This window comes from Mesorhizobium sp. M3A.F.Ca.ET.175.01.1.1, from assembly GCF_004791945.1.
GTDB lineage: Bacteria > Pseudomonadota > Alphaproteobacteria > Rhizobiales > Rhizobiaceae > Mesorhizobium.
Genome location: NZ_SRTP01000003.1, coordinates 218,062 through 233,564, shown reverse-complemented (window position 1 = coordinate 233,564; position 15,503 = coordinate 218,062). Strand labels below are relative to the sequence as shown.

Below are 15,503 nucleotides of genomic sequence, written 5' to 3'. Positions count from 1 at the left end.
GCCGGGTCCCAAGCGAATCTATCATGCCGCATCTGACCCAGTTCGCCTTGTATTTCGCGGCCGCGCTCCTGCTCGCCGTCACGCCTGGCCCGGGCGTTTTCTACGTCGCCGCGCGCACGCTCGCCGGAGGACGCGCGGAAGGCATCGCCTCCAGTTTCGGCACGGGCCTCGGCGGCATGGTCCACGTGCTGGCCGGCAGCCTTGGTGTTTCCGCGATCGTGCTGGCAAGCGCGGAACTGTTCACGGCGCTGAAGCTGATCGGTGCCGTCTACCTCGTCTGGCTCGGCTTCCGCACCTTCCAGTCCGCCCGCCAGGAAGCCAAAACAGCGCTTGACGGCGGCGCGCCGACGCCGGCGGTCGGCGCGCGGCGGGCGTTTCGCGAAGGGGTGCTGGTCGAAGCCCTGAACCCGAAGACGGCCGCCTTCTTCCTGGCCTTTATTCCGCAATTCGTGAGTCTGGAGGCAGGTCACGTCGCGTTGCAGTTCATGCTTCTCGGCTTTATCTCGGTAACGCTCAACACCCTTGTCGACGGGGTGGTCGCTTTTGTGGCGAGCCGCGTCCGGGAAGGCGCGGCCGGACGCTCCGGCGGTATCCGACGACTGCGCGAGGCTTCCGGCGGCGCGATGATCGCACTCGGCGTCGGCCTTGCGATCGCCAGGCGCCCCGCTCTTTGATTGCCACCACCACAGAAATGAATACCGAGGTTCCCCTCCCTCCTGGCCAACCAAACGGCCGGTCTTGCTGAGGCCTATTGCCTCAAAAAAATTTTTGCTGCCTTCGGGAATAAATCGCCATCAGCCTCGGTCTTCTGTTGTCGAGGACCTGCCGGTCGAGGTCGAAGGAACGTCACGTTGCCAGGTCGCCATATCATAGGGCTGATGAGACGTCCGCGCGCACCCGGCCGCGCGACCGTCATATTCCAGCTGGGTTCTCGTAAGCGCATCGGCATGGATGCATTGTTCTGGTCCAGTTCGATTGACATTGATGAGACATGTGCCTTCACATTCCTCGCCGCTGGCGACCAGGCGCGTTCCTGGCGGGTACGCTCGCGAGGCAGAACCGCCCTATGAGCATTCGGCGCGAGGCGCTCATGACGGTGCAGCAATGCTGAACAATGATGCGCGGGCCGCTCGTTTCAGCGAGGTCGTGATCCCGCATCTTTCCGACGCGCTTGCACTTGCCCGCTGGCTGACGGGCAACGGCACGGACGCCGAGGATGTGGTGCAGGACGCTTGCATGAAAGCCCATGCGAGCATTGCCACCTTTGCCGGCGGCAATGCTCGCGCCTGGCTCCTGACGATCGTGCGCAATTCATCCTATACGTGGCTGGCGCGCAATCGTCCCCACAGCATCGTCTCAGTCGGCGACCTCGGCGATCTTGACGAGGTGAGCGCCGCGCACGCCACCGATGTGGCTGACAGTCAAAGCCCGGAGGCGAGTCTGATCGCCAAGGCCGATACGGCGGCCCTGGAAGCGGCAATCGCCGCCTTGCCGCAGCCATTCCGCGAGACGCTCGTGCTGCGTGATATCAATGGCCTCGCCTACCGGGACGTGGCAGCCGTGCTCGGTGTGCCGATCGGAACGGTCATGTCGCGGCTGGCACGAGCACGCAGCCTGCTGATCTCTGACCTTGGGAGGGCGCAATGAGCACCCACAATGACGGATTGCCCGAGGATGCCGCCGGAATGAAGCTGATGCTGAACGCACTGGTCGATGGCGAGCTTGATGCAGCTTCGGCGATGGCTGTCGAGCGACGCATCGCCGCCGATCCAATTCTGGCTGCCGACCATGCCCGCATCGTTGCCGTGCGGGGAGCGGTTGGCGGCCTCGCAAAACCGGTCGTCAGCGAGGGATTCAGCGCCCGCATCGCGGCCATCGGCGCGGGGAGCAATGTGCACGCGTTGCGGCCACAGGCCGCGCAGACACGGCAGAAAGCCTCCCGACCGAGCTGGTCAAGACGCGGCTTCGGCTCATTCGATTGGCGAGCCATGGCTGCCTCGATCATGGTCAGCGCGGTGCTGGCCAGCGGCGCCACACAGTGGGCAATGCAGCGCGGCGCGCCCGACAGCTTCGCCGCCGGGGTAGCCAGCGGCCATCGGCGCAGCCTCTTGGCGCAAAGCCCCGTGGATGTCGTCTCGTCGGACCGGCACACCGTGAAGCCCTGGCTGGACGCGAGGCTTGGCGTTTCCCCACCCGCGCCGGACCTCGCGAAGGATGGATTTGCGCTTGTCGGCGGTAGAGTAGAGGTCATCGACGGCCGGCCGGTGCCGGCGCTCGTCTACCGCCACCGCGAGCATCTGATCACCGTGGCCACCGAGCCGCAAAGTGGGGGCACGGCAACAAGCCCGGTCGACCTTTCGGCCGGTGGCTTCTCGCTGGTGCAATGGAGCGACAGCGCGTTCTCGTATTGGGCGATCTCCGACATGGAACGGCCAGAGCTCGACGCGTTCGCGGCCCGCTTTCGCGCTGCGGTCGCCGGCAGCTGACTTTATCCCACCAGCCAGGCGGCGGACGTCGGAGCAGCCCTCAAGCCGCGGAGCGTGTCTGCCATGCCGCGCGCCGAGGTCCGGCTGCCCCGGCCCTGCGCCGATCGAGGCCCAATGCGGCCATCGGCACCCCCGAATTCCGCCAGTCCAAAATATTTTTTCGCAGCATCCCGGGAATAAGCGACGGCCGGACCGGGTCTTGCTGTGTAGCGCGGCCATCCTCCCAAGGCCCGCATCAACCAACCTGGAAGGACTACGACTATGAAGAGAACCGTCTTCACCCTTGCCGCCATCATCTTCGCCACCGGCAGCGCCCTTGCCGGCAGCGATCACTATGACGCCAACAACGCCCAGCCGGTTGCGGCGGTCGATACCACCCGTACAGGTTCCCTCTCGAAGCCTGAAATTGCCCGCCACCGCCCGACGATGGCGGTCAAGCCTGCTCCGGAAGAGCCCGGTCAGGGAATTTGGGGCCGCTAGGCCCGGGGGACCCGGCAAGACGGGCCCTTCGCCATCTCTCGCACCCATGAATTGTAGACACTAGAGGAGACTTCCGATGTTCAACATGACACGCCGCATGGTGCTTGGATCCGCGGCGGCCGCGGCCGCCTTCGGCATCGCCGGCAAACTGGAATTCGCACCCGCCGCCATCGCAGAAACCCCGGTCGAGCCGCTGGTCGGCTTCTACAAATACAAGGTCGGCTCGCTCGAGGTCACCGCCATCTATGACGGCATCTGGCGCAAGCCGCACGACCCGGCCTTCATCAAGGACGTCTCGGTCGACGAGACCAAGGCGGCGCTTGCCAAGGCCGGGCTGACCACCGAATTCATGCCGATCCCGCTCACCGTCGTCGTTCTGCAGATGAAGGGCCGCACGATCATGATGGATGCCGGCTCCGGCGTTGGCCAGTGGCAAGCCAACGCCACGCATCTGCCGGCCAACATGAAGGCCGCCGGCATCGACTACAAGGCGATCGACACCATCATGATCTCGCATTTCCACCCTGACCACGTCTGGGGCCTGATGGAGAAGAGCACCAGCGGGCCGGTGTTCCCGAATGCCGAGCTGATCGTCAACGCCGCCGAATACAACTGGTGGACCGATCCGAGCCGGCTGGCCAAGCTGCCCGAGGGCCGCAAGCCGGCGGGCAAACGCATCGCCGAGAACTTCCCGAAATGGAAGAACTGGAAGCTCGTCGAGGACGGCACGGAAGTGGTGCCCGGCATCCGCATCATGGCGGCGCCCGGCCACACGCCTGGCCACTCGGTCTACCATGTCGACGCCGGCGCCGAGCAGTTCCTCGTCTCGGCCGACACCATGTACGTGCCGGCGCTGCTCGCACCGCATCCCGAATGGCAGGGCGCTTACGACCAGGACGGGCCGATGGCGATCTCCACGCGCCACAAGATCATGGACCAGGTGATTGCCGACAAGCTTCGCATCTGCGGCTCGCACTTCCCGTTCCCTGGCACCGGCAGCTTCGTCAAGGACGGCAACGCCTACGCCTTCACCCCGACCCGGATCTGAACCAGATCACGAACAGAAAGCGACAACTCCAATGAAACATCCACTTTTCGCGGTACTCGGCACCATAGCGGTGCTGACCGCGGCCCCGATCGCCATCACTGTGCCGGCCTTTGCCGTCGACGACATCGAAGGCGCCGATGCGCCTGACCTGACGGCGGTGAAGGCCAAGATCGAGGCCAAGGACTACATGGGCGCTTTGGCCGATCTCCGCGACCTGGCGCAGGACACCCAGCAAGCCGACGTCTACAATCTCCTCGGCTTCACCCTGCGCAAGACCGGCGATTACCAGACCTCGCTCACCTACTACACCAAGGCGCTGGAGCTTAAGCCCGACCACAAGGCGGCCCGCGAATATCTGGGCGAGCTCTATGTCGAGACCGGCGACTTTGCCAAGGCCGACGAGCAGCTGGCTTCGCTGCAGAAGCTCTGCCCGGCCGGCTGCGAGGAACTGTCCGACCTCAAGCATGCCATCGACACCAAAGTGACCAAATAGGGCGCCGGCGGGCGCCCTGCAGCGGAGCCGGCGTTATCCTCCCTCGCGTCGGTTCCGCTCGACATCAAACGCGTTCGGCGCGTCTTGCGCATTCGGCGAGACGCGCGCGTTTTTTCGAAAGATTGGAAGCCACCATGACATCGACCAAACTTGCCGAGAACTCCTACGCGAAGGACGTCATCCTGCTTGTCGGGCGGCTTCTGCTGGCCCTGATCTTCGTGCATGAGGGTCTGCAGCTTGCGACCAATTTCGAGGGCGCCGAGAAGGCCATGGCCGCGCTCGGCGTCGGCGCGCCGCTGCTGCTGGCCACGATTGCCCTGCAACTCGGCGCCGGCCTGTCGGTGGCGGTGGGAATCCTGACGCGACTCGGCGCCATCGGGCTCGGCCTGTTCTGCCTGACGACGGCGAGCCTCTTCCACACCAACTTCGCCAGCCAAAACGAACTCCTGCATTTCGAGAAGGACCTCGCCATCGCCGGCGGCCTGTTCGTCCTCGCGCTCAGCGGCGCAGGCACAATATCCTTGGACACGCTCTTGAAGGGCCTTCTGGACACGGCACGCGGGATGGATACGTCGAACAGGTCGTCGCAGAGCGATCGGCAATCGTCGGTGGGTGAAACCAAACTCCCCTTTTAGTTGGACGCTTCCAACGGGATGCCGTTTAGCGCCCTCGCGCCAGGCTGCCGAGGATGCCGCGCACGATGGCGCGGCCGACGGAGGAGCCGACCGAGCGCACCACCGATTTGATCGCGGCCTCGGCCACAGTCTGGCGGTTGGAGCTGCGCCTGCCGCCCGTTCCCAGCACATCGTCCAAGCCCGGAATACCCCAGCGCGAGCGTCCGCTGTCGGCCTGCTGCGCCTCAGCCTCGGCGTCCTGCGCCTCCTTGGCCTTCTTCTGCAGGATCTCGAAAGCCGATTCGCGATCGACCATCTGGTCGTACTGGCCGGCGACCGGGCTCTCGGCGATCAGCTTGCGCCGCTCGTCCGGGGAGATCGGGCCGAGCCGTGAGGAGGGCGGCCGGATCAGCGTGCGCTGGACCATCGCCGGCACGCCCTTGTCTTCCAGCATCGAGACCAGCGCCTCGCCGGTGGCGAGCTGGGTGATCGCGGTGGCGCAGTCGAAATCGGGATTGGGCCGGAAGGTGTCGGCCGCGGTCCGCACGGCCTGCTGTTCGCGCGGCGTGTAGGCGCGCAGCGCATGTTGGACGCGGTTGCCGAGCTGAGCCAGCACTTTCTCCGGAATATCCAGCGGGTTCTGGGTGACGAAATAGACGCCAACGCCCTTGGAGCGGATAAGCCGCACCACCTGCTCGACACGGTCTACCAGCACCTTCGGCGCGTCTTCGAACAGGAGATGCGCCTCATCGAAGAAGAAGACCAGCTTCGGCCGCTCGACATCGCCGACCTCGGGCAGTTCCTCGAACAGTTCGGACATCAGCCAAAGCAGGAAAGTGGCGTAGAGCCTGGGATTCATCATCAGCTTGTCGGCGGCGAGCACGCTGACGGCGCCGCGGCCGTCGCGGGTGGTGCGCATGATGTCGGCGATGCGCAGCGCCGGCTCGCCGAAGAAGTTCGCGGCGCCCTGCTGCTCCAGCACCAGCAGCGTGCGCTGGATGGCGCCGACGGAAGGCTTGGTGACATTGCCGTAGCGGGCGCTGATCTCGTCGGCGCGCTCGGCGATGTTGGCCAGCAGCGCCTGCAGATCCTTGAGGTCGAGCAGCAGCAGCCCCTCTTCGTCGGCGATGCGGAAGGCGATGTTCATGATGCCTTCCTGCGCCTCAGTGAGACTCATCAGCCGCGAGAGCAGCAGCGGCCCCATTTCCGAGACGGTGGCGCGGATCGGGTGACCCTGCTCGCCGAACAGGTCCCAGAAGATCACCGGGAATTCCTGGAAACGGTAGGGTTCGAGCTTCACCTGCTCGGCGCGCTTGACCAGGAAATCCTTACCCTCGCCCACCATGGCGATGCCGGAAAGATCGCCCTTGATGTCGGCGCAGAAGACCGGGACGCCGGCGTTCGAAAAGCCCTCGGCGAGCACCTGCAGGCTGACCGTTTTGCCGGTGCCGGTGGCGCCGGTGATCAGGCCATGGCGATTGCCGTAGCGCAGCAGGAGCTGCTCGGCGCGCTGGTAGGAATCGTCGGGCTTGCGGCTGGCGCCGATGAAGATGCTGGTGTCGTCAACCATAGGTGCGGTCTCCGCAAATCCGTTTCGTCAAATCGCTTAGCCTCATCCGAGGTATAGTAACGGTATCCCCGAGCCACAATGCCCGCCAGCGAATTTGGGCCGCCAATGAAGCTTGCGGATTGCGAGCATGTTTGGCAATCGGTTAGTGCCGCGACCGGACGGATGGCGCATTGTGATATCGGACACAGCGCCCTAGATTGGCCTGACCGGCCGATGCGGGCGAGAAGCGAGGAGTGCGATGGGCGCGGGCGCCTTGACCAAGGATGTCGACCTTCCAAGCGCGGAGGCCAAGCGTTGGCTGGCGCTTGCGGAAAAGGCACTTGCCGGCGGCTCCTTCGAGCAGAAGCTTGTTTCGCACACGGATGACGGCATTCGTATCGAGCCGCTGAGCGAACGCTCGGTCGCCGCCGAGCCGCTGCTGCGCACCAACCCCAAAGCCCCTTGGATTGTCAGCCAGCGGATCGACGATCCGGACATTGCCCGCGCCAGCGCCCAGGCATTGCAGGACATCGCGCAGGGCGCGACCGGCCTCTCTCTGGTTTTCGAGGGTGCGCCGAACGCCTTCGGCTACGGCCTGCCCAGGACCGCGGAGGCGCTGGAAACGGTGCTCGACGGCGTGCCGCTCAACCGCGTGCAGGTGCGCATCGATGCGCATCCCTGGAGCCGCGCGGTGGCCGACTGGCTGCTCGCCTTCCTGACCCGCCGCCGCTCCGATCCGACGAAGCTGAACCTCTCCTTCGGCATCGACCCGGCGGCGATCTTCGCCGGAACCGGCCGGCTGCGCATGTCGATCGAGGCGCTGCAGGAATCGATGCCGCAATCGCTGGCGCATTTCTTCTCGATGGGCGTGCCGGGGGTGCTTCTCGAAGCCGACGGCCGCGTGTTCCACAATGCCGGAGCCACCGAGGCGCAGGAGCTCGGCACGATGATGGCCTCGGCCGTCGCCTATTTCAGAATGTTCGAGAAGGCACGCCAGCCGCTGGTCTATGCCGCTCCCTATATCGGTTTTGCGCTCAGCGTGGACCAGGACCAGTTCGTCTCCATCGCCAAGCTTCGGGCGCTGCGCAAGCTTTGGGCTCGGATCCAGGAGGTCTGCTCGATCCCGGCTTCGACGGCAAACATTCACGCCGAGACCTCCTATCGGATGGTGACTGTTGCCGATCCCGAGACCAACATACTGCGCACCGCGATCGCCGCCTTCGCCGCAGCCAGCGGCGGTGCCGATTCGATCTCCGTGCTGCCGCACACGATCGCGCACGGACTGCCGGCCGGGTTCGCCCGCCGCGTCGCCCGTAACGCGCAGCTGATCATGGCGCAGGAAAGTCATATCCACTACGTCGCCGATCCGGCCAGCGGATCGGGCGCGGTCGAGGCACTGACCGACGATCTCTGCGCCGCCGCCTGGGAGGAATTCCAGCGCATTGAGGCCGAGGGCGGCGTGCTCCACAGCCTGCAGCAGGGCTACATCCAGAACCGCGTGCAGACCGCCGCAGCGAAGCGCAATGCCGCATACAGGGCGGGCGAACGCGGGATCATCGGCACCACCCTGTTCCCTGCAAGCAGCGAGCGCCCGGTCGAGACATTGCCGGCCGAGCGCCGGCCGGCGCTGACCGAAGGTGTCGCGACATGCGAGCCGCTGTTTCCGGTGCGCATCGACCAATCGATCGGAGCCGGATCATGATCCCGGATTTCAGCCAGATCGGCTGGTCGGCGTCGCGCCGCGCGCCGATCGAGCTCAAGGGCCAGCGGATGACGCCGGAAGGCATCGCGGTCAAGCACCTCTACGGCCAGGGCGACCTCAAGGGCCTGGCCAATCTCGACACCTATCCCGGCCTCCCGCCCTTCGTGCGCGGCCCCTACCCGACCATGTATGTCCAGCAGCCCTGGACGATCCGGCAATATGCCGGCTTCTCGACGGCGGAGGAGTCCAACGCCTTCTACCGGCGCAACCTCGCGGCCGGCCAGAAGGGGCTGTCGGTGGCCTTCGACCTCGCCACCCATCGCGGCTATGACAGCGACCATCCGCGCGTCGCCGGCGACGTCGGCATGGCGGGTGTGGCGATCGATTCCATTCTCGACATGCGCCAGCTCTTCGACGGCATCCCGCTGAATGAGATGACGGTCTCGATGACGATGAACGGCGCGGTGCTGCCGATCATGGCGCTCTTCATCGTGGCGGCTGAGGAACAGGGCGCCGCGCAGAAGGATCTCGCCGGGACCATTCAGAACGACATCCTGAAGGAGTTCATGGTCCGCAACACCTACATCTATCCGCCGAAGCCCTCGATGCGGATCGTGTCGGACATCTTCGCCTACACTTCGCGGCACATGCCGAAGTTCAATTCGATCTCGATCTCCGGCTATCACATGCAGGAAGCCGGGGCGACGGCCGATCTCGAGCTTGCCTACACGATTGCCGACGGCATCGAATATGCCCGCGCCGGTGTTGCCGCCGGGCTCGACATCGACCGCTTCGCGCCTCGCCTCTCCTTCTTCTGGGCGATCGGCATGAATTTCTTCATGGAGGTCGCCAAGCTCCGCGCCGCGCGGCTGCTCTGGTCGAGCCTGATGGAGAAGAATTTTTCGCCGAAGGACGAGCGCTCACTGTCGCTGCGCACCCATTGCCAGACGTCCGGCTGGTCGCTGACGGCGCAGGATCCCTACAACAACATCACCCGCACGATGATCGAGGCGATGGCGGCGACGCAAGGCCACACGCAGTCGCTGCACACCAACTCCTTCGACGAGGCGATGGCGCTGCCCACCGACCATTCGGCGCGCATTGCCCGCAACACCCAACTTATCCTGCAAAAGGAATCCGGCACGACGCGCATGATCGATCCGTGGGGCGGCTCGGCCTATGTCGAGCGGCTGACGCATGACCTGGCGGCGCGTGCGCTTGCCCATATCGAGGAGGTCGAAAACCTCGGCGGCATGGCGGCGGCGATCGAAAAAGGCATCCCCAAGCTGCGCATCGAGGAAGCCGCCGCGCGCACCCAGGCGCGCATCGATTCCGGCGAGCAGGTGCTGGTCGGCGTCAACGCGCATCGCCCGGAAGCCGATATCGAGGTCGACGTGCTCAAGATCGACAATGCCGAGGTGAAAGCCAGGCAATTGGCGAAGCTGCAGCGGCTCAAGGGCACGCGCGATGTGTCAGCGGTAGAGGATGCGCTGGCGGCGCTGACCCGTGCGGCCGAAAGCCACGAGAACCTGCTCGAATTCGCCATCCGCGCCGCGCGCGCCAATGCCACCGTCGGCGAGATCTCGCTGGCGCTGGAGAAGGTGTTCGGCCGCCATGCGGCGACCGTCCAGACGATCTCCGGTGTCTATCGCGACGCGCTCGGCGACAACCCGGCTGCAGACCGGCTGAAGGAAAAGATCGAAGCGTTTGAAAAGAAATTCGGCGCCAAGCCACGCATCCTGGTCGCCAAGATGGGACAGGACGGCCATGACCGCGGCCAGAAGGTGATCGCCAGCGCCTTTGCCGATCTCGGCTTCGACGTCACCGTTGGGCCGATGTTCCAGACGCCGGAAGAGATCGCAAAGCTGGCGGTCCAGCAGGATGTCGACCTCATCGGCGCATCTTCTTTGGCCGCCGGACATCTGACGCTGATCCCCGAGCTCAAGGAAGCGCTCAGAAAGCTCGGCCATGGCGACATGCTGATCGTCGCCGGCGGCGTCATCCCGCCACAGGACTATGACGCGGTGCTGAAGGCGGGCGCGGCGGAGATCTTCCCGCCGGGCACCGTCATTCCGCAGGCGGCGGACCGGCTGATGGATCGGCTGCTGGCGGCTGGTTAGGTCTGTTATAATTTCCGTTGCAACGCCTTAGATGGCGCGTTATAATCCGCGTTGCAACAGAGACATCCCGCTATGAACACCACAATTCGCAAGATCGGCAATTCCGAAGGCGTGATCCTGCCTAAAGAACTCCTCGATCGCATGAACATGAAGGCGGGTGACCAGCTTCAAATTGTCGAGACGGACAAAGGCATCGCACTTGAGCCGGTGGATGACAGTTTCGAGCGGCAGATGGAAGCAGCCCGCAAGGTCATGGACAAGTACAAGGTCGCGCTTCAGAAGCTTGCCGAATGAGCTGGCAGTTTCTGTCGCGTCGTGCCGTTGAAGCAATGCATGCTGAGCAGTTGCTGCGGCATGGCGGCGCGCAAGGTTCGAGGGACGAGAATGCCCTCGAATCCGCTCTTGCCCGCGCTGAGAATAAAGCCAGCTACGACGATCCATCGATCGAGGATTTGGCGGCGGCCTACATCTTCGGCATTGCCAGGAATCACGCCTTCGTCGACGGGAACAAGCGTACGGCTATCGTCGCTGCCGGCGCTTTCCTGTTGATCAATGGCTACGGTCTTACGGCCGACAACGGCACGGTCTACGAATTTGTTATGGGCGTCGCCGCCGGCGAAATCGACGAAGCGGGCGCCGCGGCATTTTTCCGCGATCATACGGTCAAGCTGGAAGACTAATTCTCGGCTTTGTCCGAGAGTTTTGCGATCTCCCATTCCTTGCCGTTGACGGCGGCCACGTCACCGACTTTCTTGCCAAACAGCGCCAGGGCCATGGGCGAGACGTGGGAAATGCTGCCCTTCGACGGGTCGGCCTCGTCCTCGCCCACGATCTTCCAATGCACCTTCTTGCCGTCATCGCCTTCCAGCGTGACGCCCATGCCGAAGCGCACCACATCGCTGCCCGGCTCCGGTACGGAAAGCTCAGCGCTCTCGCGCCGTGCGGTCCAGTAACGCAAGTCGCGCGACACTACCGCGATGCGTTCGCGGTCGGCCCGTCTTTCGGCCTTGCCCAACTCGTCGCGCAGGCCCTCGAGTTCCTGCTCGATCATCGCCAAGCCTCGCGCCGTCACCAGATTGCGGTGCGTGCTGATTGGCCGTTCGCCGATGCCGGCAATGGCATTTTCGCTGTCTTCTTCGCGAGTAAAAGCTCTGCTCATACAATGAACTTAGGCTTGGTGCGGCAACTGCACAAGCGGTTTGCCGACGAGCCGGTGTTGGCATGAATCCTGCGACGGGCCAGGCAAACGCCAGGACCTGTGCCGATGTTGAACAGACGAATGCTGCTTGCCCAAACCGCCGGTTTGGCGGCCGCTGGCATCTTGGCCGGCAGGGCATCCGCGAAGGTGCTGCCGGGCATCGCAAATGCCTCGATGCGTGGCTCGATCAATGCCATCGAGATCGGCGTGCAACCGGGCGCGCTGGACGACCAGAGCAAGTCGTTTGCCAAGATGCTGAGCGCGGCCAGCGACCGCGACGCGCCGGTGTTCCTGCCGCCCGGCAGCTATGTCGTTTCCAATCTGAAGCTGCCGCCCCGAGTACGCCTGTCGGGCGTGCCCGGCGCGACGCGCATCGTCTATGGCGGCGACGGTCATCTGATGATGGCCGAACAGGCCGAGCATATCGAGCTCAGCGGGCTGGTGTTCGACGGAAGCAACCGCTGGCTGGCCGACTATGCGCAAGGGCTGCTCGACCTGCGCCGCGTCGCGCATCTGGTCATCGACAATTGCCAGGCCATCGGCAGCGGCAAGAATGGCCTGGCGTTGGAGCGTGTGACCGGCCGCGTCGGCAACTCCGACATTTCCGGCGCGGCGGACGCCGGCATCTATTCGGTCGAGGCAGGCGGGCTGGAGATTTCGGGCAACAGCGTGTCCGATTGCGGCAATGGCGGCATCCTGGTGCATCGTTGGCAGGCGGCCGAGGACGGCACCATCGTGAGCGGCAATCGCGTGCAGCGCATCGGCGCCAAGAGCGGCGGCACCGGCCAGAACGGCAACGGCATCAACGCGTTCCGCGCGGGCAATGTCATCATTTCAGGCAATATCGTCTCGGACTGCGCGTTCTCCGCGATCCGCGCCAACAGCTCCAGCAATCTGCAGATAACCGGCAACACCTGCTCGCGCTCGGGCGAGACCGGGATCTATTCGGAGTTCTCCTTCGAAGGCGCGATCCTCAGCAACAATCTGGTCGACGGCGCCGCCAACGGCATCTCGATCGTCAACTTCAACGAGGGCGGCCGCATGGCGGTATGCTCGAACAACATCGTGCGCAACCTGACGACCACCGGCCCCTACAGCGCCGATCCGCCAGGCTTCGGCGTGGGCATCAGCGCCGAGGCCGACACGACGGTCTCAGGCAATGTCGTCGAGAACGCGCCGCTCTACGGCATGCAGCTTGGCTGGGGGCCCTACCTGCGCAATGTCGTGGCCACAGGAAACATCATCCGCAAGGCGGGTACCGGCATCGTGGTCAGCGTCGTCGAGGGTGCGGGCGGCGCGGTCATCTCGGACAATGTCATCGATGGCGCGCAGAATGGGGCCATTGTCGGCCAGCGCTGGGCCGATCCGGTTACCGGCGATCTGGCCCGATCAGCCGACACAGGCTACGCGCATCTCACCGTCGAGCGCAACAAGGTCAGCTGAAACGGCTACACGCAGGCGACGCAACGGGCTGGTCATGGCTCGCCCGAAAGGCGGCCATAGCGTATGCGTTTCGCATTGTCCGCGCTAGCTCAGCGCCGCCGTCGGCCTCAGCGAACCTACCTTGGCGCCGACGCGGCTTTCGATCGCTGGATGGGCGAGTTCCGTGAGCTTTGCCGCCAGCGGTTCGTCGGACCGAAGCAAGTTTGCCAGCACGGCTGCGATCATTACCTCGGCCCCACGGCCGGCGCCGTCATCGCATTTGAGCGCAATGCCGAGGCCAAGTTCCGGCAAGGCAGCGCAATAGACGCCCTCCGCGCCGGTCTTGACGAAGATGCGGCCGGGTGCGGCCTGCATCAGCGCGAGATCGGCTTTGCCGGTGCCGGCGATAAGGAAGGGCTCAGTCATGCAGGCCGAGAGCAGGCGCTTGGCGGCCTTGGCACGCTCCAGCGCAAAGCCCCTGCCCGTCGCCATGCGGGCGAAGCCGAGCGCGAAAGCTTTCAGCGGCACGGCATAGGTCGGGATCGAGCAGCCGTCGATGCCGCAACGGTCGACGTCATGCGCGGCGCCGGTCACGGATTGCATGGCATCGCGCACCAGCTCCTGCAACGCATGACCCGCCTTGACGTAACCGGCATGGGCGATGCCCGAGTGCACACAGGTGCCAAGGAAGCCGGCATGCTTACCGGAACAGTTGTTGTGCAGCGCGCTCGGCGCGCCGCCGCTGCGCGCGAGCGCAACTGTCGCGTTGTGGTCGAACGGCCAGTGCGCGCCGCATTCGAGCGCCGTCTTGTCCAGCCCTGCCTTGGCAAGCATGGCCGCGGCCAGTAGGGCGTGCTCGGGTTCGCCGGAATGCGAGGCGCAGGCCAGCGCCAGTTCGCGGTCGCCGAAGCCGTAGGCATCGGCCGCGCCGCTTTCGACCAGCGGCAGCGCCTGGATCGCCTTCACCGCCGAACGCGGAAACACCGGGCGCGCCGTGTCGCCGATCTCCCAGACCGGTTTGCCATCGGCATCGAAGACGCTGACGGCGCCGCGATGGGCGCTCTCGACCACCGCGCCGCGCAAAACCTCGACCAGAACCGGATTTGTCATGAGATCACCCGCAAGAATGCGAGGTGCTTCTACCTGATCCGGTCGAGTATGGAAACGTAGTTGGCGACGGCGGCGCCACCCATGTTGAAAATGCCGCCGAGCTTGGCGCCCGGCACCTGGATACCGCCGGCCTCGCCGGTCAGTTGCATGGCGGTCAGCACATGCATCGAGACGCCCGTGGCGCCGATCGGATGGCCTTTGGATTTCAACCCGCCCGAGGGATTGACCGGCAGGCGGCCGTCCTTCGCCGTTGCGCCCTCCAGCGCCAGTTTCGCGCCCTCGCCGGGCCTGGCCAGGCCCATCGCCTCGTATTCGATGAGTTCGGCAATGGTGAAGCAGTCATGCGTCTCGACGAAGGAGAGGTCGTCGAGCGTGACGCCGGCTTTCTTCAGCGCCTGCTCCCAAGCCTGCTCGCAGCCTTCGAAGGCAAGGATGTCGCGCTTCGACATCGGCAGGAAATCCTGGACGTGCTCGTTGGCGCGGAAGGTCACGGCACGGCGCATCTTCAGCGCCGTCGCGGTGTCGGTGAGCACCAGCGCCGCCGCGCCGTCCGAAACCAGCGAACAGTCGGTGCGCTTCAGCGGACCGGCGACGAAGGGGTTCTTGTCGCTTTCCTGGCGGCAGAATTCATAGCCGAAATCCTTGCGCAGTTGCGCATAGGGATTGTCGACGCCGTTCTTGTGGTTCTTGGCGGCAATCATGGCCAGCGCGTCCGACTGGTCGCCATAGCGCTGGAAATAGGCCTGCGCAATCTTGCCGAAGACGCCGGCAAAACCCGCCGGCGTGTCGCCGTCCTCGGGCAGATAGGAAGCCTTGAGCAGGTTCTTGCCGATCTCCGGGCCGGGCGTGGTCGTCATCTGCTCGGCGCCGACCACCAGCACGATTCGGGCCGCGTTGGAATCGATGGCGCGGATGCCTTGGCGAACGGCGGCCGAGCCGGTGGCGCAAGCATTCTCGACGCGCGTCGCCGGCTTGAAGCGCAGCCGGTCGTCGGCTTGCAGCACAAGGCTCGCGGTGAAGTCCTGCGGGGAGAAGCCGGCGTTGAAATGACCGAGCACGATCTCGTCGACATCGTCCGGGCCGATGCCGGCATGGTCGAGCGCTTCCGCGGCGACCTTGGTGATCAGGCCCTCCAGCGTCTCGCCTTCGAGCTTACCGAAGCGCGAATGCGCCCAGCCGACGATGCATGCGGTCATGGCAGCCTCCTTTTGCCGCAAGCCTAGCACGTCCTGTCGCGGCACGTGACTCAATATTGTTCAACAATGAACCGTTTTCCAGTGC

16 protein-coding genes are annotated in these 15,503 nt (G+C 64.9%); 12 read left to right on the top strand and 4 right to left on the bottom strand.

The features are described 5' to 3' along the window. Positions 1 to 23 precede the first annotated feature (23 nt). The 7 genes from EN818_RS09030 to EN818_RS09000 all read left to right on the top strand — a co-directional run bounded on the left by EN818_RS09030 (position 24) and on the right by EN818_RS09000 (position 5,142). Positions 24 to 674, top strand: a complete 651-nt coding sequence (locus EN818_RS09030; protein ID WP_095805648.1) for a LysE family translocator — start codon at positions 24 to 26, stop codon at positions 672 to 674. 430 nt (positions 675 to 1,104) lie between these two features. After that, complete coding sequence (locus tag EN818_RS09025; RefSeq protein ID WP_095805647.1) at positions 1,105 to 1,647, top strand: sigma-70 family RNA polymerase sigma factor; 543 nt, start codon at positions 1,105 to 1,107, stop codon at positions 1,645 to 1,647. A gap of 38 nt (positions 1,648 to 1,685) precedes the next feature. Further along, positions 1,686 to 2,486, top strand: a complete 801-nt coding sequence (locus EN818_RS09020) for an anti-sigma factor (protein WP_245521423.1) — start codon at positions 1,686 to 1,688, stop codon at positions 2,484 to 2,486. A 261-nt stretch (positions 2,487 to 2,747) separates the two neighbouring features. Then, a complete protein-coding gene (locus EN818_RS09015; RefSeq protein WP_095805645.1) occupies positions 2,748 to 2,966 on the top strand; it encodes a DUF680 domain-containing protein in 219 nt (72 codons plus the stop codon). Between the two features lie 76 nt (positions 2,967 to 3,042). Next, a complete protein-coding gene (locus EN818_RS09010; RefSeq protein ID WP_095805644.1) occupies positions 3,043 to 4,014 on the top strand; it encodes an MBL fold metallo-hydrolase in 972 nt (323 codons plus the stop codon). 31 nt (positions 4,015 to 4,045) lie between these two features. After that, entirely contained in the window at positions 4,046 to 4,507 is a 462-nt protein-coding gene (locus EN818_RS09005) for a tetratricopeptide repeat protein (RefSeq protein ID WP_095805643.1), read from the top strand. Between the two features lie 134 nt (positions 4,508 to 4,641). Then, a complete protein-coding gene (locus EN818_RS09000) occupies positions 4,642 to 5,142 on the top strand; it encodes a DoxX family protein (protein ID WP_095805815.1) in 501 nt (166 codons plus the stop codon). Between the two features lie 25 nt (positions 5,143 to 5,167). Here EN818_RS09000 and EN818_RS08995 read toward each other — a convergent pair whose 3' ends face one another. Next, the gene (locus EN818_RS08995; protein WP_095805642.1) at positions 5,168 to 6,691 is read right to left on the bottom strand and encodes a helicase HerA-like C-terminal domain-containing protein; all 1,524 of its coding nucleotides are present in this window, start codon (positions 6,689 to 6,691) and stop codon (positions 5,168 to 5,170) included. 238 nt (positions 6,692 to 6,929) lie between these two features. On the opposite strand from EN818_RS08995, the gene EN818_RS08990 reads away from it, so the two are divergent. The 4 genes from EN818_RS08990 to EN818_RS08975 all read left to right on the top strand — a co-directional run bounded on the left by EN818_RS08990 (position 6,930) and on the right by EN818_RS08975 (position 11,172). After that, the gene (locus EN818_RS08990; protein ID WP_095805641.1) at positions 6,930 to 8,372 is read left to right on the top strand and encodes a methylmalonyl-CoA mutase subunit beta; all 1,443 of its coding nucleotides are present in this window, start codon (positions 6,930 to 6,932) and stop codon (positions 8,370 to 8,372) included. Beyond that, the gene (scpA, locus tag EN818_RS08985) at positions 8,369 to 10,492 is read left to right on the top strand and encodes a methylmalonyl-CoA mutase (RefSeq protein ID WP_135904404.1); all 2,124 of its coding nucleotides are present in this window, start codon (positions 8,369 to 8,371) and stop codon (positions 10,490 to 10,492) included. The genes EN818_RS08990 and scpA overlap by 4 nt, the downstream gene beginning before the upstream one ends. 72 nt (positions 10,493 to 10,564) lie before the next feature. After that, positions 10,565 to 10,786 carry an AbrB/MazE/SpoVT family DNA-binding domain-containing protein gene (locus EN818_RS08980; protein ID WP_042641941.1) on the top strand — a complete coding sequence of 74 codons (222 nt, stop codon included), beginning with the start codon at positions 10,565 to 10,567 and terminating at the stop codon, positions 10,784 to 10,786. Next, positions 10,783 to 11,172 (top strand): type II toxin-antitoxin system death-on-curing family toxin, encoded by a 390-nt coding sequence (locus EN818_RS08975; protein ID WP_095805639.1) that lies wholly within the window; start codon positions 10,783 to 10,785, stop codon positions 11,170 to 11,172. The genes EN818_RS08980 and EN818_RS08975 overlap by 4 nt, the downstream gene beginning before the upstream one ends. Here the strand turns inward: EN818_RS08975 and greA are convergent. After that, complete coding sequence (greA, locus tag EN818_RS08970) at positions 11,169 to 11,651, bottom strand: transcription elongation factor GreA (RefSeq protein WP_095805638.1); 483 nt, start codon at positions 11,649 to 11,651, stop codon at positions 11,169 to 11,171. The genes EN818_RS08975 and greA overlap by 4 nt on opposite strands. 105 nt (positions 11,652 to 11,756) lie before the next feature. On the opposite strand from greA, the gene EN818_RS08965 reads away from it, so the two are divergent. Next, positions 11,757 to 13,133 carry a TIGR03808 family TAT-translocated repetitive protein gene (locus tag EN818_RS08965; RefSeq protein ID WP_095805637.1) on the top strand — a complete coding sequence of 459 codons (1,377 nt, stop codon included), beginning with the start codon at positions 11,757 to 11,759 and terminating at the stop codon, positions 13,131 to 13,133. A gap of 84 nt (positions 13,134 to 13,217) precedes the next feature. Here EN818_RS08965 and EN818_RS08960 read toward each other — a convergent pair whose 3' ends face one another. Further along, positions 13,218 to 14,222 carry an asparaginase gene (locus tag EN818_RS08960; protein ID WP_095805636.1) on the bottom strand — a complete coding sequence of 335 codons (1,005 nt, stop codon included), beginning with the start codon at positions 14,220 to 14,222 and terminating at the stop codon, positions 13,218 to 13,220. A gap of 29 nt (positions 14,223 to 14,251) precedes the next feature. Next, positions 14,252 to 15,418, bottom strand: a complete 1,167-nt coding sequence (locus tag EN818_RS08955) for an acetyl-CoA acetyltransferase (protein ID WP_095805635.1) — start codon at positions 15,416 to 15,418, stop codon at positions 14,252 to 14,254. Between the last annotated feature and the right edge of the window lie 85 nt (positions 15,419 to 15,503).

Coding starts and splice junctions, on each gene's coding strand:
- EN818_RS09030 (WP_095805648.1), top strand. CDS start 24: ATGCCGCATCTGACCCAGTTCGCCTTGTATTTCGCGGCCGCGCTCCTG.
- EN818_RS09025 (WP_095805647.1), top strand. CDS start 1,105: ATGCTGAACAATGATGCGCGGGCCGCTCGTTTCAGCGAGGTCGTGATC.
- EN818_RS09020 (WP_245521423.1), top strand. CDS start 1,686: ATGAAGCTGATGCTGAACGCACTGGTCGATGGCGAGCTTGATGCAGCT.
- EN818_RS09015 (WP_095805645.1), top strand. CDS start 2,748: ATGAAGAGAACCGTCTTCACCCTTGCCGCCATCATCTTCGCCACCGGC.
- EN818_RS09010 (WP_095805644.1), top strand. CDS start 3,043: ATGTTCAACATGACACGCCGCATGGTGCTTGGATCCGCGGCGGCCGCG.
- EN818_RS09005 (WP_095805643.1), top strand. CDS start 4,046: ATGAAACATCCACTTTTCGCGGTACTCGGCACCATAGCGGTGCTGACC.
- EN818_RS09000 (WP_095805815.1), top strand. CDS start 4,642: ATGACATCGACCAAACTTGCCGAGAACTCCTACGCGAAGGACGTCATC.
- EN818_RS08995 (WP_095805642.1), bottom strand. CDS start 6,691: ATGGTTGACGACACCAGCATCTTCATCGGCGCCAGCCGCAAGCCCGAC.
- EN818_RS08990 (WP_095805641.1), top strand. CDS start 6,930: ATGGGCGCGGGCGCCTTGACCAAGGATGTCGACCTTCCAAGCGCGGAG.
- scpA (WP_135904404.1), top strand. CDS start 8,369: ATGATCCCGGATTTCAGCCAGATCGGCTGGTCGGCGTCGCGCCGCGCG.
- EN818_RS08980 (WP_042641941.1), top strand. CDS start 10,565: ATGAACACCACAATTCGCAAGATCGGCAATTCCGAAGGCGTGATCCTG.
- EN818_RS08975 (WP_095805639.1), top strand. CDS start 10,783: ATGAGCTGGCAGTTTCTGTCGCGTCGTGCCGTTGAAGCAATGCATGCT.
- greA (WP_095805638.1), bottom strand. CDS start 11,651: ATGAGCAGAGCTTTTACTCGCGAAGAAGACAGCGAAAATGCCATTGCC.
- EN818_RS08965 (WP_095805637.1), top strand. CDS start 11,757: ATGTTGAACAGACGAATGCTGCTTGCCCAAACCGCCGGTTTGGCGGCC.
- EN818_RS08960 (WP_095805636.1), bottom strand. CDS start 14,222: ATGACAAATCCGGTTCTGGTCGAGGTTTTGCGCGGCGCGGTGGTCGAG.
- EN818_RS08955 (WP_095805635.1), bottom strand. CDS start 15,418: ATGACCGCATGCATCGTCGGCTGGGCGCATTCGCGCTTCGGTAAGCTC.